The 20,381-nt window shown below is 40.9% G+C and carries 16 protein-coding genes; 7 read left to right on the plus strand and 9 right to left on the minus strand.

The genetic code is table 11. From position 1 onward, the window contains the following. Window positions 1-327: 327 nt before the first annotated feature. Window positions 328-2,178: a glycosyltransferase gene (locus LBYS_RS14325; protein WP_013409559.1), complete on the plus strand. Its 1,851-nt coding sequence runs from the start codon at window positions 328-330 to the stop codon at window positions 2,176-2,178. On the opposite strand, the gene LBYS_RS14330 is transcribed toward LBYS_RS14325, so the two are convergent. The 4 genes from LBYS_RS14330 to LBYS_RS14345 all read right to left on the minus strand — a co-directional run bounded on the left by LBYS_RS14330 (window position 2,175) and on the right by LBYS_RS14345 (window position 6,749). Next, window positions 2,175-3,314, minus strand: coding sequence for a cysteine desulfurase family protein (locus LBYS_RS14330; RefSeq protein WP_013409560.1), 1,140 nt, complete (start codon window positions 3,312-3,314; stop codon window positions 2,175-2,177). The genes LBYS_RS14325 and LBYS_RS14330 overlap by 4 nt on opposite strands. A gap of 116 nt (window positions 3,315-3,430) precedes the next feature. Further along, window positions 3,431-5,002: a S10 family peptidase gene (locus LBYS_RS14335; protein WP_013409561.1), complete on the minus strand. Its 1,572-nt coding sequence runs from the start codon at window positions 5,000-5,002 to the stop codon at window positions 3,431-3,433. Window positions 5,003-5,010: 8 nt separating this feature from the next. Continuing rightward, window positions 5,011-5,724: a LytR/AlgR family response regulator transcription factor gene (locus LBYS_RS14340; protein ID WP_013409562.1), complete on the minus strand. Its 714-nt coding sequence runs from the start codon at window positions 5,722-5,724 to the stop codon at window positions 5,011-5,013. Continuing rightward, on the minus strand, window positions 5,721-6,749 hold the full coding sequence (locus LBYS_RS14345; protein ID WP_013409563.1) for a sensor histidine kinase: 1,029 nt from the start codon (window positions 6,747-6,749) through the stop codon (window positions 5,721-5,723). Before LBYS_RS14345 ends, LBYS_RS14340 begins: the two co-directional genes overlap by 4 nt. Before the next feature lie 291 nt (window positions 6,750-7,040). Between LBYS_RS14345 and LBYS_RS14350 the strand changes: the two genes are divergently transcribed. Then, on the plus strand, window positions 7,041-9,485 hold the full coding sequence (locus LBYS_RS14350) for a TonB-dependent receptor (RefSeq protein WP_013409564.1): 2,445 nt from the start codon (window positions 7,041-7,043) through the stop codon (window positions 9,483-9,485). A gap of 169 nt (window positions 9,486-9,654) precedes the next feature. Then, entirely contained in the window at window positions 9,655-10,506 is an 852-nt protein-coding gene (ygiD, locus tag LBYS_RS14355; RefSeq protein ID WP_013409565.1) for a 4,5-DOPA-extradiol-dioxygenase, read from the plus strand. On the opposite strand, the gene idi is transcribed toward ygiD, so the two are convergent. Further along, a complete protein-coding gene (gene idi, locus LBYS_RS14360; RefSeq protein ID WP_041824782.1) occupies window positions 10,474-10,989 on the minus strand; it encodes an isopentenyl-diphosphate Delta-isomerase in 516 nt (171 codons plus the stop codon). The two genes, ygiD and idi, sit on opposite strands and share 33 nt — an antisense overlap. A 140-nt stretch (window positions 10,990-11,129) precedes the next feature. On the opposite strand from idi, the gene guaB reads away from it, so the two are divergent. Then, window positions 11,130-12,602: an IMP dehydrogenase gene (gene guaB, locus LBYS_RS14365; protein ID WP_041823748.1), complete on the plus strand. Its 1,473-nt coding sequence runs from the start codon at window positions 11,130-11,132 to the stop codon at window positions 12,600-12,602. A 136-nt stretch (window positions 12,603-12,738) separates the two neighbouring features. Here guaB and LBYS_RS14370 read toward each other — a convergent pair whose 3' ends face one another. Beyond that, window positions 12,739-13,980, minus strand: coding sequence for a NupC/NupG family nucleoside CNT transporter (locus tag LBYS_RS14370; protein ID WP_013409568.1), 1,242 nt, complete (start codon window positions 13,978-13,980; stop codon window positions 12,739-12,741). A gap of 70 nt (window positions 13,981-14,050) precedes the next feature. Further along, window positions 14,051-15,541, minus strand: coding sequence for a cysteine--tRNA ligase (gene cysS, locus LBYS_RS14375; protein ID WP_013409569.1), 1,491 nt, complete (start codon window positions 15,539-15,541; stop codon window positions 14,051-14,053). A 117-nt stretch (window positions 15,542-15,658) separates the two neighbouring features. On the opposite strand from cysS, the gene LBYS_RS14380 reads away from it, so the two are divergent. Together LBYS_RS14380 and LBYS_RS14385 are read left to right on the plus strand one after the other, a co-directional pair. Then, window positions 15,659-16,333 (plus strand): GDSL-type esterase/lipase family protein, encoded by a 675-nt coding sequence (locus tag LBYS_RS14380; protein ID WP_013409570.1) that lies wholly within the window; start codon window positions 15,659-15,661, stop codon window positions 16,331-16,333. Beyond that, window positions 16,330-17,382 (plus strand): lactonase family protein, encoded by a 1,053-nt coding sequence (locus LBYS_RS14385; protein ID WP_013409571.1) that lies wholly within the window; start codon window positions 16,330-16,332, stop codon window positions 17,380-17,382. The genes LBYS_RS14380 and LBYS_RS14385 overlap by 4 nt, the downstream gene beginning before the upstream one ends. Before the next feature lie 16 nt (window positions 17,383-17,398). Here the strand turns inward: LBYS_RS14385 and LBYS_RS14390 are convergent, their stop codons facing one another. Beyond that, on the minus strand, window positions 17,399-17,917 hold the full coding sequence (locus LBYS_RS14390; protein ID WP_013409572.1) for an FKBP-type peptidyl-prolyl cis-trans isomerase: 519 nt from the start codon (window positions 17,915-17,917) through the stop codon (window positions 17,399-17,401). A gap of 99 nt (window positions 17,918-18,016) precedes the next feature. On the opposite strand from LBYS_RS14390, the gene menD reads away from it, so the two are divergent. Next, window positions 18,017-19,645, plus strand: coding sequence for a 2-succinyl-5-enolpyruvyl-6-hydroxy-3-cyclohexene-1-carboxylic-acid synthase (menD, locus tag LBYS_RS14395; RefSeq protein ID WP_013409573.1), 1,629 nt, complete (start codon window positions 18,017-18,019; stop codon window positions 19,643-19,645). On the opposite strand, the gene LBYS_RS14400 is transcribed toward menD, so the two are convergent. Continuing rightward, window positions 19,635-20,354 carry a hypothetical protein gene (locus tag LBYS_RS14400; protein ID WP_013409574.1) on the minus strand — a complete coding sequence of 240 codons (720 nt, stop codon included), beginning with the start codon at window positions 20,352-20,354 and terminating at the stop codon, window positions 19,635-19,637. The genes menD and LBYS_RS14400 overlap by 11 nt on opposite strands. Between the last annotated feature and the right edge of the window lie 27 nt (window positions 20,355-20,381).

A 20,381-nucleotide genomic window follows, 5' to 3' on the forward strand; every position in this document is an offset into this window, starting at 1 on the left:
CTCTAAATTTTTGTTATATATTAAGGGGGTAATTATTTGAATAGTAGGTGGATAATTGATGAATAAGATATTTGATTAGTTGCTAAGGATTTTTTTTAATGCATTCAAATGGCCAGCATACCTATCCCTTTATATCATAAAATCAATATTCTTCCACAATCTTTAATTATTACATATTAATTAACTCCTCCCCACACCCATTTTACCCTCTCATTACATTATTTTCCACCTCTCCCTTGTCCTATTGGAATTTGTTACTATTTTTAGGTGATTTGGTACTTATTTTATAAATGTGCCAACTGGGAATCGACTAATAATAAATGCATTATGGCGGGGATAAGATTGAAAAGAGAACAGGAAGAAACCGTAAAAATTACAAAACGTACTACCCTAAAACCTCTGCTCTTTGAAGTAGCTTGGGAAGTGTGTAATCAGGTAGGAGGGATCTATACCGTGATCCGATCCAAAGTGCCTTCCATGGTGGAAGAATGGGGTGAAAATTATTGCCTCATTGGTCCGTACTTCCCACAAACCGCCAGCATTGAATTCGAACGCATTGATGAGGATGAGTCCATCTTCTCTCGCGTAGCCCAAAACCTCAGAAACCAAGGCATAGATGCCTTCTACGGAAGATGGTTGGTGACCGGAAATCCCAATATTATCTTGGTGGATTTCCAACAAGCCCTATCTAAGATCGACCAACTCAAATTCGACCTATGGGCGAATCATAAGATCTCTACCCTGAACAGCGAGCCGCTCGTAAGTAGTGTCATCGCCTTCGGAAGTATGGTGAAGTCCTATATCACGGCCTTTGTCAGCGCTAAGCCAAAGAACCAGGAGTGCATCGTCCACTTCCACGAATGGATGGCCTCCAGTGCACTTCTTGACCTCAAGAAGGAAAATGTTAACGTTAGTACGGTATTCACCACCCATGCTACCATGTTAGGTAGGTATATCGCCGGAAATAGAGACGACTTCTACGAAAAACTCTCCACTTTCAACTGGGAAAATGAAGCTAAATTCTACGGTATAGAAGCCCAGGCAGGCATCGAGCGACTATCCGCCCAGTACTGCAACGTACTCACCACGGTTTCTGAAGTTACCGCCAGGGAATGTGAAGTGTTCTACGGTAGGACATGTGATCTCATACTGCCAAACGGTCTGAACATCACCCGTTTTGCCGCCACCCACGAGTTCCAAAACCTGCACCTCAAGTACAAACAGAAGATCAATCAGTTTGTCATGGGGCACTTCTTCCAGAGCTACTCCTGGGATCTGGATAATACCCTGTATTTCTTCACTTCCGGTAGATACGAGTATAAAAACAAGGGATATGACCTTACTCTGGAAGCCTTAAAACGCCTCAACTTTAAGATTGTACAATCCGGTCTGGATATCACGGTAGTGATGTTTATCATCACCCGGAATCCCGTATTCTCTATAGATCCTCAGGTGCTTCAATCCAGAGCCGTGATGGAAGAGATTGAAGAAACTTGTAAGTCCATAGAGAAAGAAGTGGGAGAACACCTCTTCCATGCATCTGCTTCTAATGAAGACACCACCATGCCGGATCTGAACCAGTTCGTAAGTGAATATTGGAGACTACGCCTTCGTAGAACCATTCAGACTTGGAAGACTAAGACCCTCCCTCGGACGGTTACGCATATCCTAAAAGAAAAAGACGATATCGTTCGCTTCTTCGAACAAACTAACCTGCAGAATCACCAGCAAGACCGGGTGAAGTTTGTGTATCATCCTGACTTCATCTCAGCCACAAATCCATTGTTTGGGCTGGAATACTCACATTTCGTGAGAGGTTGTCATTTGGGAATCTTCCCAAGCTACTACGAACCTTGGGGTTACACGCCTCTGGAATGTATAGTAAGAGGTATACCTACAGTGACTTCTGACCTGTCAGGTTTCGGAGATTATATCCAGGGACTCATGGCAGATCATGAAAACATGGGAATATACGTGGTGAATAGGAAGGATCAGAACTTCAATAAGGCCGCTGATCAATTGGCAGAAATCTTATTCAAATTTGTCACCTTAAGTAGGAGAGAAAGAATCATGCAGAGAAATAGAGTCGAAAACATCTCAGACATTTTCGACTGGACTAATCTGCGTTCTTATTATGACACGGCTCATGACCTAGCGCTGAAGAAACGCGGTCGTTAAGCGGTGAATATTCTTTGAAGGATCTGGATAGCTTGACGGATTTCCTCTTCTGTAGTGAATCTACTGAAAGAGAAGCGGACATTCGCCCTTCCTCCGTCTACATTTAGGGCATTCAAAACATGTGAACCCTGGTTCGTTCCACTTGAGCAGGCACTACCTCCAGAGCAAGAGATTCCTTCGATGTCCAGGTTGAACAGGAGCATTTCATTATCCGGATGCTCAGGGAAGCTCACGTTTAATACTGTGTATAAGCTGTTCTCTACATCTGCTGACCTACCGTTAAACTGTACGCCCGGAATCTTGTCTTTTAGCTCTTGGATCATTAGGGCCTTGATTCCTTTCACGTGTCTTTGATGCTCTTGTAGTTCCGCATTGGCCAGCTCTAAAGCTTTTGCTAAGCCTATGATGCCGTAAAGGTTTTCTGTACCTCCACGCATGTTTCTTTCTTGAGCTCCTCCATGTATGAAAGGAGAGATGCGGTGGTTAGCGTTGATGTATAAGAAACCTACACCTTTTGGGCCATGGAACTTGTGCGCAGCACCTACGATAAAATCCACCGGAAGCGTTTGAAGGTCAAAAGCATAATGACCCATGGTCTGTACGGTATCAGAGTGGAAAAGAGCGTTATACTCTCTGGCTATTTCACCTACTTTGTGCAGGTCTAGAAGGTTAGCAATTTCATTATTACCGTGCATCAAGGAAATCATGCTATTGGGCTCATTTTCCAGGATGGCTGGCAAAGAGTCAATGTCCAGAACGCCTTGTGAATCATTCTCTAGGAAGGTAACTTTGATTTTCCCTGCGTGTTCCAGATGTTCCAAAGTATGTAGAACGGCGTGGTGCTCTAATCTGCTGGAAACTATATGTTTAATGCCCAAAGTTGCTACGCTTTGAGATATAGCCGTGTTATCTGCTTCTGTACCACCTGAAGTAAAGAAGATCTCTCCCGGTGAAGTATTTAAAAGCGAGGCCACGGTCTTTCGAGCGTTCTCTATCGCACTTTTAACCTTTCTACCATGGGAATGGATAGAAGATGGGTTGCCAAAAAAATCAGTAAGATAAGGCATCATTACTTCTAAGACCGCGGGATCAATGGGCGTAGTTGCCGCATTATCAAGATAAATCTTCTTTGTCATGCTTCTTTTCAAGTGGATTGCAAAGTTAGGAAACAGTTTGAGAAGATGCTTGTTATGCGAACAAAAAAAAGCTTGCAGTCCTAAGACCGCAAGCTTGAGTTTACGTATAGTTAGGGTTAATATTTCGCTGGAGTGCCTTCTTTTGGAGTAGTTTTCTTAATGAAATCTCTCAAATCATCATTAGCTTGAATTAAGTCTTCTTTACGTAAATACATCATGTGACCTGAACGGTAACCTTTCCAGTGAATTCTATCTTGTAACTTGCCTGCGGCATCCATTTGCCACATATTGTACTTAGAATTGAAATAGTCACAAGCGCCGTCATAGTATCCAGCTTGAGTGAATACATGAAGGTAAGGGTTCATGGCCATAGCCGCTCTTAGGTTCTCAGCTACATTCGTTCTGTCTTGTGTCCATGGGTGAACCGGCCCAAACATATTGTACTTCAAGTCTGTTTTGAACTTCAATTCATCTCTCAGGTACATGTTGATCGGAGGAGTGAAAGAGTGTAACCAAGAAGTCAACTCCGAGTTGAAATCAGGACGTTCACCCGCATCCTTCTGATCTATACCTAAGTATCTTGAATCCAATCTACCTACAGTGTATCCTTTATCACGTAGTAATTCTTTCCAGAAAAGGTTAGTGCTGATTTGAAGGTTATTTTGAAGTACTACTTCTTCTTTTAAACCTGCATACTTAGCTACTTTCGCTGCAATAGCTTTTCTTTTTTCCGGAGACATGCTACCGCCTTGAACTAGAGCAGGTAGGTACTCTTCTACTGTAAACTTCTCTACTTCAGGAAGCATGGCAGTCAGGTCTTTACTTTGAAGACTATTGTCAAGCGCTTTGTGGTACCATGCAGTAGCCGCAAAGTACGGTAAACGTAGGCCGGCAGCATTAACCTGATCTCTGTTGATACCTAATTCTGTTGGCGAAACTAAGATTACACCGTTAAGGTACATCCAGTGGTTATTTTGAAGTTCATAAGCCAAACCAGATACACGAGTGGTACCGTAGCTTTCGCCGATCAAGTATTTAGGTGAAGCCCAACGGTTCACACGGCTTACCCAAGTGTTTAACCATTCTGCTAAGTATTTGATATCAGCGTTAACACCAAAGAAAGTACTTTTTGGTGCGGAGGCGTCAATTATCCTGCTGAATCCTGTGTTCACAGGGTCAATATAGATGATATCTGCAACGTCTAGGATAGAGTAAGGGTTGTCCTTGTATCCGTAAGGTTGTACAGGATAACCTTCATCGTCAATGTTAAGGATTTTCGGTCCGGTGTAGGCGATGTGCATCCAAACGGAAGCAGATCCAGGGCCACCGTTGAAAGAGAAAACTAAAGGTCTTTTCGACTTATCTTTTACATCTGTTCTCTCATAATAAGTATAAAAACATGAAGCTATGATTTTTGCATTTTCATCCCAGACCGGTTGGGTACCCGCTACTGCCTTATAAGGAACTCTTTGCCCTTTGATGGTTACAGAGGATTCTGTTACCACATTCATGTCAGGGTCTAAGGTTCTAGACTTAGATACTTCACCTTTAGGTGCATTAGCGGCCGCAGGAGCTGCTTGTGTAGGAGCCGGTACAGGACCTCCGGGTGCACCCCCAGGACCTCTTTGCTGTGCTATGGCAGCAGCTGAGGATATCAAGAGGCTGATCAGGAATAAACTTTTCTTCATAGTTTAGGTTATTTATTATATTTAATTGCTTCTAAAAGACTTTCCATGCTGCTGTCACTAACCGGGATTTCATATTTCCCAATGCTGATTCTATGGTTTCTAATAGATTCAATCTTATCCAGGTTGACGATAAACGACTTTTGAACTCTTAAAAACTTACCCGTTGGTAACTTCTCTTCTATACCTTTAAGCGTTGATTTAGTCAATATGGGATGAGTGGCCGTATTTACGAATATCTTGATATAATCCTTCAAACCTTCAATATGGGTGATAGTATCAAAGTTTACTTTGACCAGTGAATACTCTACATTGACGAACATATAGTCTAAACCACTTGTACTTGGTGTAGGCTCTCCGTTAAGCATCTTGAACCTTTCGTAGGCCTTATTCGCCGCCTTAGTAAATCTTTCTATGCTTACCGGCTTCATCAAATAGTCAATCACCTCAAGATTGTAGGATTCCACCGCAAATTCCTCATATGCGGTAACAAAGATGATCATGGGTTTACGGGTTAAGCTCTCCACGAACTTCGTTCCCGTCATACCAGGCATCTGTATATCTAAGAAGATCAAATCTACTTCTGTAGAGTCCAATAACTTCAGGGCCTCAAAAGCATTTTTTGCCGTGCCAACAAGCTCCAGGAAGGGGATCAAATGGATGTTTTCTACCATGAGATTTCTTCCCAAAGGCTCATCATCCACCACTATACAACGCAACTTCATTTTTCCGATTTTTTAAGGATTAATCTCAAATATACGTCAAATATTCCGTTCTTTTCCCCTAGTTCCAAGCTATGGGAGCCTGGGTATAGCAGCTCAATTCTCCTCCTGACGTTCTTTATACCTATACCACTGTCCTTATCTTTAGGTTCTTCTTCCGCGGTACTACACTTGTTTTGAACGCGGAACTGTATCACCTTATCTTCCAAAATTTGTAAATCAATGCTGATAAAAGGATCTTTTATTAAGCCCACTCCATGCTTGAATGCATTTTCCACAAAAGGAATCAATAACATAGGTTCTATAGCAAGTCCAGTAGGATTTCCTGTAATTCTAATTTGGATATCCGCATCCTCTCCGAACCTTACCTTCTGTAATCCTACATAGTTCTCCAGATACTCGATCTCTTTTTCAAGCAATACGTTCTTATTCTCTGATTCATAGAGCATGTAACGGATCAACTTAGAAAGTTCTATGGTAACCTTCTCTGCATTTTCTGATTTGATACGAATCAGATAAACTATGCTGTTCAGAATATTAAATATAAAGTGAGGGCTAATCTGCGAGCGTAGGAAGGCTAATTCAGAAAGCATTCTCTCTGATTTCTCCTGTTGGGCTTTTCTAGTTTGTGCCAAAATTAAAGTGATCAAACCGTACAGAGTACTCATTCCTGTCACAAACAGTACAGGGAACAGAGTACGGGCATCATAAAATCTAACCACATGTATGTCTACCAAATAATCTTTCAGTTGGACATATGCCGTTAGATAAACCACAAAGAAAATAGCCAGGCTCAAAAAGTATTTGCCGGTTTTTCCTTTATGTAAAAATTTGGGGGCTAAGATTTCTGCGTTGATATAAAAAAAGGGAATGCCTAATAGGCTGGCAGGGAGAATTAACATCTGATATTCCAAACGCTTCTCTGCTCCATCAAGTATGGCATTCAGGATAGGTAATACTATCCATAAAAACCAAAATGCGATGGAGAATATACCGCGAAATAGAATATCGTTTCTAAATGTCTTCAAATTATTCTTGTGAGTTAATGCAATTTTATACTTTATTCTATATGCTTTATACGGAATAAGACCAAAGTAAATAATTTATAGATTTAATGCTGAGTTTTAGGCGATTTAGCTCATAGCTCATCATACAAATACTTTGTCTAATCAGAAATTGCTTCTGATTTTCAATATTTTAGTAAGCTTATCGGTAAGTATCTCCCGTTTACCTATAATATTTTGCCTCTGATCTAATAATTGTAGGTCTCTTCAGTTTCTCACTCTAACTTTGTAGGGAAATTATTAAATAACCAATTAATGTTTAAGAAACTATTACTTTTATTATTTCTAGCACACTTTAGTTTTGCACAAGGTGGGGATGCGAAGATCAGTGGGGTATTATTAGACAGCACCACAAAAAGCCCTGTAGAATTTGCTACTTTAGCACTATACAAAGTACCAAACTTACAACAGCCTATAGATGGCTCTATGACTGACGAGAAAGGTAAGTTTGAATTGAAAGGATTAGCTTACGGAGATTACGTAATCAAATTTACTTTCTTAGGATACGAAGAAAAAAGATCTGAGGTGATTTCTGTGAATCAAAAGAACATAAATCTTGGCCAAATCTTTATTCAACCTTCCGCTACGCAATTAAAAGAAGTAGAAATTACAGGCCAAGCCGCGGTGATTGAAGAGCGCGTAGACAGATTAGTTTATAATGCGGATAAAGACATCACCTCAAAAGGAGGAGACGCTACGGAGATCTTGCGTAAAGTGCCTCTTTTGTCCGTGGATCTTGATGGCAATGTTCAATTACGCGGTAGTTCAAGTATTCGAGTTTTGATAAATAACAAGCCTTCTACCATTATGGCCACTTCCGTTGCTGATGCTTTAAAACAGATTCCGGCTGACCAAGTGAAAACTGTAGAAGTGATCACGTCTCCATCTGCAAAGTATGATGCTGAAGGTGCCACAGGTATTATTAATATCATTACGAAGAAGAATAATCTGCAAGGATACTCTCTAAACGTTGATTTAGGAGGAGGAAACAGAGGAGGTAACCTGGGTTTAAACGGTAGTTTGAAGATGGGTAAACTAGGATTTACCTTAGGTGGATTCGGGAGAGGAAACTGGAATCCTTCCAGCACAGAATTCTACCAGGAGGGCTTGACTCCTGACACATCTTACATTACTAGACAATATGGAGATGGTAAAGATAAAATGTGGATGGGTAGATATTCACTAGGCGTAGATTATGATATCAGCGCAAGTAAATCTATTAGCGGTGGTGCAAGGATGGGCTTGTTCTCGTTCAATAGAACGCAAGACTTGTTTATCGATGAGTTAATGAAAGTAGGAGGGACTAATATCCCACTTAGAAATTCTCATTTGGATGTTACGAATAAGATGCCAAATACCAGTTGGGATTTTAACTTGGATTATTTGCACATCATTAAACCTCAAAAGGAATTCAGTATTTCTACCCTGTACTCTACTGCTAACTCAAATTCAAGCTTTAGTAGAGTGCCTTTTGGCAATGGAACGCGTTTTGATAATGATAATGAGAACAAAAATCAGGAGTTTACACTTCAGACTGACTATACATCTCCTATTTCTAAAAACCAATTGATAGAAGTGGGTGCCAAAGGTATCTTCAGAATGGTGGATTCTAAGTTTGAAAACCGTATGGGTAACGCGTTTGTTCAACCGGGCAATTTGGATTATAACCAAAACATTGGAGCCGCCTACCTAGGTTATACTTATTCCACCAAAGACAAATACGTCTTTAAAGTAGGAGGTAGGTATGAATACACAGATATTTCCGCGTCTACATTAGTGATAGATCAGATCAGGAAATTGAACATCCCAGCGTATGGCAACTTCATTCCAAGTGTTAACATCTCTAAGACCTTCGCTAAGCTTTACACTGTGAAATTAGCCTATAATCAAAGGATACAAAGACCGGGTATGCAACACTTGAACCCGAATGAAAACCAATCCAATCCTTTGAGAATCTCAAGAGGTAATCCGGAATTGGATCCTGAGTTAAGTAATAACTTTGAAGCCGCTTTAAGCGCCGGTATTAAAAAATTGTATTTCAATTTCTCAGTATTTACACGCTTTACGGATAATGCCATCTCTTCCATGACTACACAGTTTGAAGAGAGAGGAGAAGGAGTAACCCTTACCACCTTTGAAAACGTAGGTAAAAGCAGAACCTCAGGTATTAACCTTTTTGGTAATTATCAGATAACTTCAAAATGGACACTTAACGGAGGAATTGAAGCCTTCCACATGGTGTACGAAGGTAAAGCACCGAACATAGATGGAATAAGCTTAGACTTCTCTTCTAAGGGATGGAACCTGAACGGTAGATTGATGAGCCAGATGACCCTAGCTAAAGGATGGCAAATTCAAGGGTTTGGTTACCTAAGAGGAAATAGTCCGGTAGCGCAAGGTACCCAAAGCGGATGGGCGCATTATGCCCTTGGATTCCGTAAAGAATTCAAGAATAAGAAAGGTAGCATAGGGTTGAATGCCCAAAACTTCCTAACAGAGAAAATGAAGTTCACATCTAAGCTTCATACTTTCCAAAACATTCAGGAAAATGTTGATTATAGGTATAACAGAGGCTTTAATGTTACGCTAAACTACAAGATAGGTAAGATGGGAGCTGAGGCTTTCAAACCTAAGAAAAGGGCGAAAGGAGTGCAGAACGATGACTTGAAAGATGCCGGTGATCAAAGCCAACAACAATAAGAAAAGAGACGTACCTTCGGGTACGTTTTTTTATGTCTAATTCTTTTGCATGTATATACATTAATTGCACAAACAGGAACTTTATTGTCTAGGAAATCCTTATATTACAAAATAGATTAAAACTCTGAAAAGGAGGGAATTTACATTAGCCGTAGGAGGGCTTATAGGTATGTCAACATTAGCATCGCTAAAGAAACTTTCGGATGCATTGCCGGAAAATGGGGTGAAAATGCCCGTCTTGTTTGTAGGGCACGGTAGTCCTATGAATGCCATAGAAGATAATGAGTTTAGTAGAAAGTGGAGAGAGGTGGCTAAACAGATTCCGGAGCCCGTGGCAGTATTATGTATTTCAGCGCACTGGTTGACACGGGGTACTTTCGTCACCGCTGCTGCTGAAATGAAAACCATACATGATTTCGGAGGTTTTCCTAGAGCGCTTTTTGAGGTTCAATACCCCGCCCCTGGCTTTCCTGCTTTAGCGGAAGCTACCGCAGAGTTGATCAAGGATACAAATGTGGGTTTGGATCACGACTGGGGTTTTGACCATGGTAGTTGGTCAGTGGTAAAAAACATGTATCCTGAAGCTAATATTCCTATGATCCAGCTGAGTATAGACTACTATCAGCCAGGTTATCATCACTACGAATTGGCTAAGTACTTGTATTCCTTGAGAAAAAAGGGAGTTTTGATCTTAGGTAGTGGAAACATGGTACATAACCTAAGGATGATTTCTATTCCTCCAGGATCAGATCCAGCCCTTGGCTTCAATGTGGATTATGGGTTTGACTGGGCTATAGAGATGAATGAAATCTTTAAATCACATATAGCAGATAGGAACCATAAGCCATTAATGGATTATATGAGCTTGCACAAAGATGCGCGCTTGGCTGTACCCACACCAGACCACTATTGGCCTTTGCTTTATACTTTGGGAGTAAGTGATGATAAAGACGAAGTCAGCTTCTTCAATGACAAGGCTATAGCCGGATCATTGACCATGACTTCCGTACTGATGAGATAAGATCTTCTTGAACCAAAAGGTGAATCTGTTGGGTTCATCTTTTACTTGTTCCAAAAGAGCATCTAGAGGAATCCACTTGTACGCGGAAACTTCAGTGGGGTCAGGAGAAATAAGGCCATTAAAGGTACCCACAAAGACTTGGTCCACTTCGTTCTCAATCAAGCCGTTCTCAAGTACCGTCTGGTAGGTGAATTGAAAAGCCGGCGAAAGCTCGCATTTAAAGCCCATTTCTTCTTCTAACCTACGTTCAGCGGCTTGGATAAGAGATTCCTCGGGGTAGGGGTGGCCACAGCAGGCATTTGTCCATAAACCTGCGGAATGATACTTTTCATCCGCTCTCTTATGGATTAGCATCTCCCCCTCTTCATTAAAGATCAGTACGGAAAATGCTAAATGCAGGAGACCTTTGCGGTGAACTTCCATCTTTTCCGCAAAACCTCGCACCGTACCTTCTTCGTCCACCAAAGGGATCATTATCTCCATATTAATATAACAAAAGCGGAAAGAAGGAAAGTTCATTGAGAGTCCATTGAAGCGATTTTCTAAAAAAATCCAGTAAACACATACACGGAACCCTCAAATGTGCTAACTTTGCACCGCAAATAATAACATGTATTGTTTGCATCATGATAGATTCATCTAAGCTTCTTTTTGAAGCACTCACCTACGACGACGTCCTCTTAGTTCCAGCCTACTCAGAAATTTTACCTAAGGATACGGAAACCCGTACTCAACTTACTCGTAATATTTCTTTGAACCTACCTCTTGTATCTGCTGCCATGGATACGGTAACAGAGCACGAAATGGCCATTGCCATTGCACAAGAAGGGGGTATCGGTATTATCCACAAAAACATGAGCATTGAGGAGCAAGCTGATCAAGTGAGAAAGGTGAAGCGCTCTGAAAGCGGAATGATCATTGATCCTATCACTTTAGATGAAAGCTCTCTAGTAGGAGATGCACTCAGAATCATGAGAGAATTTAAAGTGGGTGGTATTCCGGTAATCGACTCAGAAAACAGGTTAAAGGGAATAGTAACGAACAGAGACCTACGTTTTCAATCCGATATGAGCCTACCTATCACTCAAGTGATGACCGTAGAACGACTTGTGACTGCGGGAGAAGGCATCACCTTAGAGGAGGCGGAACATATCTTGATGCGTGAAAAGATTGAAAAATTACCTATAGTAGATAAAGATAACAAACTTGTAGGCTTGATCACTTATAGGGATATCCTTAAAAAACTAAACAAGCCAAATGCGGCAAAAGACAAGCTTGGTAGATTATTAGTGGGTGCAGCAGTGGGTGTCACCGCTGATTTAATGGACCGCGTAAGTGCCTTGGTTAAAGCAGGTGTGGACGTCATCAGTATTGACACTGCTCACGGACATTCTAAAGGTGTTATAGATGCCTTGAAAAGTGTGAAGAAAGCATTCCCTAATTTGGATGTGATCTGTGGAAACATTGCTACAGGAGAAGCAGCTAAAGCTTTAGCTGAAGCAGGTGCTGATGCAGTGAAAGTGGGAGTAGGTCCGGGAAGTATTTGTACCACTAGAATCATAGCCGGTATAGGTATGCCACAGTTATCTGCGGTTCATCTATGTGCTGAAGCTCTTAATGGAACAGGAATTCCTGTAATTGCTGACGGGGGTATTCGTTTCTCCGGAGATATCGTTAAAGCTATTGCGGGTGGGGCAAGTACCATTATGATTGGTTCTCTTCTAGCCGGAACAGAAGAAGCTCCGGGAGAAGTAGTGATCTTCGAAGGCAGGAAGTTTAAGTCATATAGGGGTATGGGATCTCTAGAAGCTATGGAGGATGGTTCTAAGGATCGTTACTTCCAGGATTCTACTACTGATGCTAAGAAATTAGTACCGGAAGGTATAGTAGGTAGAGTGCCTTATAAAGGAGCTGCAAGAGAGATCATTTACCAATTAGCCGGAGGTTTGAAAGCTGGTATGGGATACGTAGGAGCAGGTAATATTGAAGCTTTGAAACAAGCCAAATTCATTAAAATTACAGCTGCCGGTATACGTGAATCTCACCCTCATGATGTACAAATCACCAAAGAGGCGCCGAATTACTCAACGAAATAAAATGGAAAAGGACTTCAATTTGAAGTCCTTTTTAATTCCTGAAAATGGAGTTTTTGGAAACGTTTATAAGCTAAGTTTCTGATTATTATCGACATATCCAAATTGCGAACAGAAAATTTATTATCTGGTCGCACTATCAAAATAATAATCCCGCAAAAGTAGCAGACATATACGAGGCCAAAGTACCCGCGATTAATGCCCTCATAGCTACTTGAGTTAAATCTTTCCTTCTTGATGGCTCCAATGCAGAGATCCCACCGATCTGAATCCCTAAGGAACCTAAGTTAGCAAAACCACAAAGCGCAAAGCTTACAATAGCTATGGTCTTCGCAGATAAGGTGCCCGCTGCAATATGATCTTTCAAGTGAAGATATGCCACGAATTCATTGGCTGCTAATTTCGTACCCATAAGTGAACCAGCTTGCACAATTTCTTCCGAAGGAATTCCCATAGCCCAGGCAAATCCGGAGAATAAATATCCTAGGATCAGATCTAAACTCAACTCAGGTACGTGAATTAACATACCTACCTTACCTAAAATAAAATTCAATAAGGCTATTAAAGCTAAGAATCCAATCAGCATGGCCAATACGTTCAAACCTACTTTCAGTCCGTCAGAACATCCGGCAGAGATGGCATCAATAACATTGGTATGCTCTTTTGCTACTTTCAATTTCACTTCACCTGATGTTTCTGAAGTTTCCGTCTCAGGGAACATCAATTTAGCGATGGCTAATGCACCCGGAGCCGCCATGATACTCGCTGCAATAAGGTATTCTGCCTTAACTCCAAACTGGATATAAGTGGCCATCACCCCTCCTGCAATACATGCATAACTACCCGCCATAGAGGCCATCAATTCAGATTTTGTCATCCCTTTCAAATAAGGTTTGATCATGATCTGAGCTTCTACTTGTCCCACAAAAGTACTGGCAATGTTAGACAGGGCTTCTGCACCGCTCACATGCATTAACCATTTCATACCTTTGGCCAGCCATTTGATAATAAACTGGATCACACCGTAGTGGTAAAAGATGTTCACCAATACCGCCACAAAGATGATGGTAGGAATGATCTTAAAGAAGAAAATGAATCCTCCCCCTCCGAAGGCTTTCTCTACCATTGGTACATTAGCCAAAGGACCGAATACGAACTCTCCACCGGCATTGGCAAAATCGATGACCTTAGTTACCCATGCTCCCAGGGTCCCAAATATGGCTTTACCAACATTGGTTTTGAGAATGAATAAGGCGAGGAGAAATTGTAAAGCTATACCTACTCCCACCGTACGGAAGTTAATCGCTTTCTTATTGTTTGAAAGGGCATATGCTACTCCAAGAATGAGGATAATGCCCAAAATGCCTGTAAAATTTTGCATTTTTAGTTAGATAAGGACTTTCCAGTCTGAAAGTTATAAAAAAAGAGTAAAAAAGAAATTGGGCAGGGGATTATTCTTCCCATGCCCAATCTATTTTATGTTTCATGTCTTTGATGACCATACGGTTATTCTTAAAGTATGCTCTGATCTCATCCACTTTGTCATATTGCTGTGCAGCCTTATACTCCTTGTATAGGCTGAGCATACCTTTAAGTACGGACTCTCCATCACCCGGCACTTCTTCGGCCAAACCTAAAATTTCCTGAGTTAAGAGAATAAAGTTCTTCTTAAGCGCTTCGAAAGTCTCTTCTCCTAGCGCAGCAGATGCCAATTGATTCATGTAAATCATGTTTACATATTTCAATAGCGTGAATAATTGGGCTAGTCCTACTGCTGTATTCAAGTCATCGTTCAGAGCATCATAGAACCCGGATATCGCTTTCTGAATATCTGCTATCTTCTTTTCATCCAAATCTACTTCAGCGTTCGGCTCATAAGTCAAGTCTTTAGCTATTTTCATGCCGTTAAGCATTCTTCTATAGCCTTTTTGCGCGGCCTTTAATGCATCGTTAGAAAAGTCTAAGGTAGAGCGGTAGTGCGACTGAAGCATGAAGAATCGCACTGTCATAGGACTGTACGCCTGCTCCAATAAAGGATGATCTCCGGTGATCAATTCACGTGGAAGGAAACTGTTGCCAAGTGACTTAGACATCTTCTGGCCATTCACAGTTAACATATTTGAATGCATCCAATACCTCACCGGATCTTCTCCCGTCAGTCCCTTTCCTTGAGCTATTTCACATTCATGGTGAGGGAATTTCAAATCCATACCGCCTCCATGTATGTCAAACTGATTTCCCAGGTATTTTACACTCATACATGTACACTCCAAGTGCCATCCCGGGAAGCCTTTGCCCCAAGGACTGTTCCACTGCATGATATGTTCCGGTGCTGCTTTTTTCCAAAGGGCAAAGTCAAGAGGGTTTCTCTTCTCCGCTTGTCCATCCAAAGCACGCGTTTCATTTAGGAGATCCTCTAATATTCTTCCTGAAAGCTTGCCGTAATTATTCCCTGCTTCGTTATACTTGTTGATATCAAAATAAACAGATCCATTGGATTCATAAGCCAATCCTTTCTGAATCAAATCTTGGACAGCTTCTATCTGCTCAATCAAATGGCCCGTAGCAGAAGGCTCTATGCTAGGAGGTAAAAAGTTAAATTGATTCAAAACATCATGGAAATCATTGGTGTATCTCTGCACCACTTCCATAGGTTCTAGTTTTTCTAACTTGGCTATCTTACCTATCTTATCTTCGCCTTCATCTCCGTCTCCCACTAGGTGGCCCACATCCGTAATGTTTCTTACATACCTCACTTTATAACCGGTATGAAGAAGGTATCTGTAGAGAATGTCAAAAGTTAAAAAGGTACGAATGTTCCCCAAATGTACATTGTTGTAGACAGTGGGTCCACATACGTACATGCCTACATAACCGGGATTTAGGGGTTCAAAGAGTTCTTTTTTTCGCGAGAGCGAATTATACAGTTTTAATGCTTGCATTCGATGCCTATATAAATGTTTTGCAAAATTACCCTTTTAAATACAGGATTGTTTATTTAATTGCAATTTATATCTATCTACTCGTGAGTAGAATCAAGCTTTAAAAATAACAAAAAGATGAGACATTTTGTATTTCTACTTCTTTTGTCCCTTGTATTTTCCTGCTCCCCCGCCAAAAAATACGTTGAAGGTTCTAAACATTGGGAAAAAGAGATCTCAGAATTAGTTAGTGATTCAAAAACCTATCCTTCTGAGTCCATACTATTTATAGGTTCAAGCAGCATTAGACTATGGGATAATATAGAGAAAGATATGGCCCCGTATCCTGTGATCAAAAGAGGATTTGGTGGTTCAAATCTCAAAGATGTGATCGTCTATGAAGACAGATTAGTAAATCCTCATTCCTTTAGAGCGGTAGTGGTTTTTGTAGCTAATGATATCACGGGAGGGAAAGAGGACGCTACACCTAAGGAGGTCTTTGAAAGATATAAATTGCTGGTCAAAAGCATTAGAAAAGAACACAAAAAAGAGCCTATTTTTTGGGTACAAATTACCCCAACAGAATCTCGCTGGAAAGTATGGGATAAGATACAGGAAGCAAATACTTTGATCAAAAACTATACTGAAAAGAACAAAAATCTGTACTACATAGAAACGGCTGAAGCTTTCCTCGGACCGGATGGGAAACCTATTCCTGCTTACTTTAGGGCAGATAAATTGCACTTGACCCAACAAGGGTACGACCTTTGGTCCGGATTAATCAAAGCCTCATTGAATCAACACTTGAAATGACAACTTTCATTCTCTCTCTCTTTACTCTCTTTCTTAATCCCCCAGAAAAGAGATATAAGATTCTGGTTGGTACTTACACCGACAGTGGCTCGGAGGGTATTTATTTGTTCTCTTTGGCTGGAAATATGAATCAGCAATCCCTTCTGGCTAAGACGAATGGAGTTCCTAACCCATCATTCCTAGCATACGAAAAGGGGAAAGTCTTTGCCGTTAATGAATTGGAAGATGGTAAGATCCAGTCGTACGCACTAAAAAATAATAAGTTTGAATTTATTTCCGAACAAAGTACCAATGGAGCTTATCCTTGTCACCTTTCCTATGCGGAAGGCCAAGTGTTTGTTGCCAACTACGGAGAGGGAAGTTTTCTGGCCTACAAAGTAAATGAAACAGGAGCTATTTCCTTGCCTCACTTTGTTTACCAAAATAAAGGAACAGGACCGGTTACTGACCGACAAGAAAAAGCCCATATGCATTCCGTCACCGTACATGGAAAGGAGCTGTGGGCAGCAGATCTAGGAACGGATGAAGTTCTTGTCTATAGTATTCCGGAAATTAAAGAGGTTAAAAAGATCAAAATGACTCCCGGATCAGGCCCACGTCATATCACTTTTCATAAAAGCCTGCCCTTAGCCTACGTCATAAATGAACTCAATAATACCATAACGGTAGTTAATACAAAGACTTACCAGTCAGTACAAGAGATTTCTACCTTACCGAAAGGATTTTCAGGAACTAGTTTTTGTGCGGATATACATTTTTCTCCCGATCAAAAATACCTATACGGTTCCAATAGATATTCAGATGGACTAGCACGCTTTAAAGTAGACGCAAAAACAGGTTTATTGAGTTTCGAGGAAGTTCAATCTGTGGAAGGAAAAGTGCCTAGAAATTTTGCCATTTCTCCGGATGGGAAGTGGATTCTTGTAGCGAATCAGGATTCAAATGATATTGTGATCTTTGAAAGGAATACCAAAACCGGAAAAATCAAGTTTACGGGGAATACCATCTCTATCCCTAAGCCGGTTTTTGTTAAGTTTATAGAGGAGTAAGGATACTCCTCTATAATCAATGGTGATGATGTCCACCAGGTCCGTGTACGTGACCGTGATCTAATTCTTCTGAAGTAGCCTCCCTAACAGTAAGTACCTTTCCTTCAAATTTGAGTGTTTTGCCGGCAAGCGGGTGGTTAAAATCAATGATCACCACATCCTCTTTTACTTCAACTACTCTTCCTTGAATTTTGGCTCCTTCATCATTAGTGAAAGGGATAGGATTTCCCGGTTCTAAGAAACCTGCTGGTACTTGTCCATCTTCAATCTTGAACATATCCAAGCTGAAATCTACTACATTATCGTCGTAGAATTCTCCAAAACCGTCCTCAGGACTGATTTCAAAGTTATACGTATCTCCTGCTTCTAAACCGTTTAAGTTTTCCTCAAACTTTGGCGGTAAACCGCTATTTCCTGCCAAATAAAACATGGCTTCGTCTTCGCCCACTTCCTCGACCAGTTCGAAATCATCTCCAGGCCCCGAAGTGTAAAGGGTATAGGCAGTGGATACCACCTTTCCGTTTGAAATTTTCATCGTAATTGAAATTAATTGTGAAACAAAGGTAGGAGGAAAGAATGGTTTTGGATAATATCTTTGGGAATATAGTCCTACTTTTGCAAAAAAGCATTAGATATGGCTCTACTTTCTCCGCTATATAGCGTAGCTGATATTTGTGCCTCCTGGGGTGTAGAAGACGTTATCATCTGTCCCGGTTCCAGAAGTGCAGCCTTAACCCTAGCCTTCAATAGAAATGGACAATTTCGTACTAAGGTAATCACTGACGAGAGAAGTGCTGCATTCGTAGGTCTGGGCTTGGCACAGCAGTCCGGAAAGCCCGTAGTCCTCATCTGTACGTCAGGTACCGCCGTGCTCAATTTTGCCCCGGCCGTTACAGAAGCGTTTTTCCAAAAGGTACCCCTTCTAATTCTTAGTGCTGACCGCCCCCCTGAGTGGATCAACCAATACGATGGTCAAACCATTTACCAATCTAAGGCTTTCGGAAAACATATTGTCAAGGATTATGATTTTCCGGCTGACTATACACATCCGGATGCAGTATGGAGCATAGAGCGACAAACCAATGAAGCCTTAGCTCATTGCAGAAAAGGTCCCGTGCACATCAATATTCCCATAAGAGAGCCCTTCTATCCTCTGCCTGAGGAAAAATATGAAGGAAAGGGAAGATATATACCCTTTGCTAAGTTTTCTCAACAAGTTCAATTAGCGGAAGAGCAGGTCAAAGAATGGTCAGAAGCAAAGAGTATCTTGGTAGCGATAGGCCAAAATACAAAGGATTTAGAAGAAGATTTGGCTCGACTGGTACAAGATAATAGAGTAATCCTTCTGGTAGATGTGATCTCTAATGTTGGGTTAGAGAAGAAAATCACATCTCATGATCTATTTTTATCTCAATCAGGGTCAAAATTTGACCTTTTGGTAACACTTGGAAAAAGTTTTATCTCTAAGACCTTAAAACAGTTTTTTAGGAAAAATCCTCCAAGAGTCCACTGGCATGTGGAAGAAGAGAATAATATCCTGGATCCCTTCCAAAGCATTACCGTGCGTTTTCCATTGTCTACAACTGATTTCCTTAAAGCATTGCCAATAAGTGAAGTTTCGACACCATCTGATATCTGGATTGCAGAAGAGAAGAAGACAAAGGCTCACATAGAGAATTTTATCTCTAAAGCTCCTTTCGGAGAATTAAAGGCCACCGCTACCATTTTTGAAAAGGTAGAAAGTAAGGAAGTTTTACATCTGGGAAATAGCATGCCGGTACGCTATGGGAATCTATTACAAGGGTTCCTTAAACCCCAAATCAAAGTATATTCCAATAGGGGCACTTCCGGGATTGATGGGATTGTAAGTACGGCTATCGGACAAGCTTTAGGTACAGAACAAAGAGTACATTGTATAGTCGGAGATATTTCCTTCTTCTATGATAGTAATGCCCTCTTCGCTGCTAAACCGAAGAATCTAAAGGTGTATGTGATCCAAAATGGGGGAGGTAACATTTTCAGAATCATTGATGGTCCTTCGAAACAAGCTGAGCTGGAACAATATTTCATTACTCCTCAAAACAGAAGTGCAGAACATTTGGCTAAGGAGGCCGGGTTTAGGTATTATCGTGTGAGCACTCAGGAAGAGTTAGAAGATGCATTAAACCAAAAAGAGGACGTTGCCGCCCTCTTCGAAATTATAGTAGATGGAGTTGAAGATGCAAAGATCTTCAAACACCTGAAGTCTAGTCTTATTTTGTAAATGCAACCCCTTCTGTAGGCTTATCAAAGCCCCACTTGGTTGTTACATTGGTTTTCTTCTTCTCTTTAGAGTTGATGTAAGTTTGACTTACTGGTAATTTAACTCCAATAGAAGTATTGTCATACTTCGTGATGTCAGTGGTATGTGTAATCCCATTTTCTATCCATACTTCTCTACTTAATAGTCCGGTAGCGTTATCAAAATAATACTCTCTTTTAATACCGGATTTTTCGATAGCTAATTTGGTAGTTGCTTTGCCTTCCACTGTAGCTGCACTAACTGGGGCAGTTAATTTATAGCCTTTTGCTTCGTAATTAATGAAAGGGAAAAGACCATCTTTTGCCTCTATAGCTAACTCGCTAACCTCTTTAGATGTTAGATCTTTCGTGCTATATGTGATTTTCTTGTCTGGGCTACCCATAGGGATTTTAACCCATCCTTGATTTCCGTTTAAGACATAGAAGAAGTCTCTTTTCAAAAGGGTTTTCTTTCTGGACAATTGATTTTTGTCGCCAGCAATCACCACTTCCTCATCGTAATCCGTATTAGCATTTGCCACATAAGAACGATTGTATTTGAAGGTATGGATGTTTTCAATTTTGCCTTTTCCTCCAGTGGCTTCCAGGAATTTGTTTACTACGTCATCTGCACTCTGTGCGCTTGCTAAGAACGGCACAACTAAGAGCATTAGGGATTTTAAGATTCTCATTGTTTATTTTCTTTTTTATTTTAGACC

It is taken from the genome of Leadbetterella byssophila DSM 17132 (assembly GCF_000166395.1).
In the GTDB taxonomy this organism is placed as follows: domain Bacteria; phylum Bacteroidota; class Bacteroidia; order Cytophagales; family Spirosomataceae; genus Leadbetterella; species Leadbetterella byssophila.

Excerpts from the sequence above, each read along its gene's own strand:
- LBYS_RS14325 (WP_013409559.1), top strand. The coding sequence starts at position 328 with ATGGCGGGGATAAGATTGAAAAGAGAACAGGAAGAAACCGTAAAAATT.
- LBYS_RS14330 (WP_013409560.1), bottom strand. The coding sequence starts at position 3,314 with ATGACAAAGAAGATTTATCTTGATAATGCGGCAACTACGCCCATTGAT.
- LBYS_RS14335 (WP_013409561.1), bottom strand. The coding sequence starts at position 5,002 with ATGAAGAAAAGTTTATTCCTGATCAGCCTCTTGATATCCTCAGCTGCT.
- LBYS_RS14340 (WP_013409562.1), bottom strand. The coding sequence starts at position 5,724 with ATGAAGTTGCGTTGTATAGTGGTGGATGATGAGCCTTTGGGAAGAAAT.
- LBYS_RS14350 (WP_013409564.1), top strand. The coding sequence starts at position 7,041 with ATGTTTAAGAAACTATTACTTTTATTATTTCTAGCACACTTTAGTTTT.
- ygiD (WP_013409565.1), top strand. The coding sequence starts at position 9,655 with ATGTCAACATTAGCATCGCTAAAGAAACTTTCGGATGCATTGCCGGAA.
- idi (WP_041824782.1), bottom strand. The coding sequence starts at position 10,989 with ATGGAGATAATGATCCCTTTGGTGGACGAAGAAGGTACGGTGCGAGGT.
- LBYS_RS14370 (WP_013409568.1), bottom strand. The coding sequence starts at position 13,980 with ATGCAAAATTTTACAGGCATTTTGGGCATTATCCTCATTCTTGGAGTA.
- cysS (WP_013409569.1), bottom strand. The coding sequence starts at position 15,541 with ATGCAAGCATTAAAACTGTATAATTCGCTCTCGCGAAAAAAAGAACTC.
- LBYS_RS14380 (WP_013409570.1), top strand. The coding sequence starts at position 15,659 with ATGAGACATTTTGTATTTCTACTTCTTTTGTCCCTTGTATTTTCCTGC.
- LBYS_RS14385 (WP_013409571.1), top strand. The coding sequence starts at position 16,330 with ATGACAACTTTCATTCTCTCTCTCTTTACTCTCTTTCTTAATCCCCCA.
- LBYS_RS14390 (WP_013409572.1), bottom strand. The coding sequence starts at position 17,917 with ATGAAAATTTCAAACGGAAAGGTGGTATCCACTGCCTATACCCTTTAC.
- menD (WP_013409573.1), top strand. The coding sequence starts at position 18,017 with ATGGCTCTACTTTCTCCGCTATATAGCGTAGCTGATATTTGTGCCTCC.
- LBYS_RS14400 (WP_013409574.1), bottom strand. The coding sequence starts at position 20,354 with ATGAGAATCTTAAAATCCCTAATGCTCTTAGTTGTGCCGTTCTTAGCA.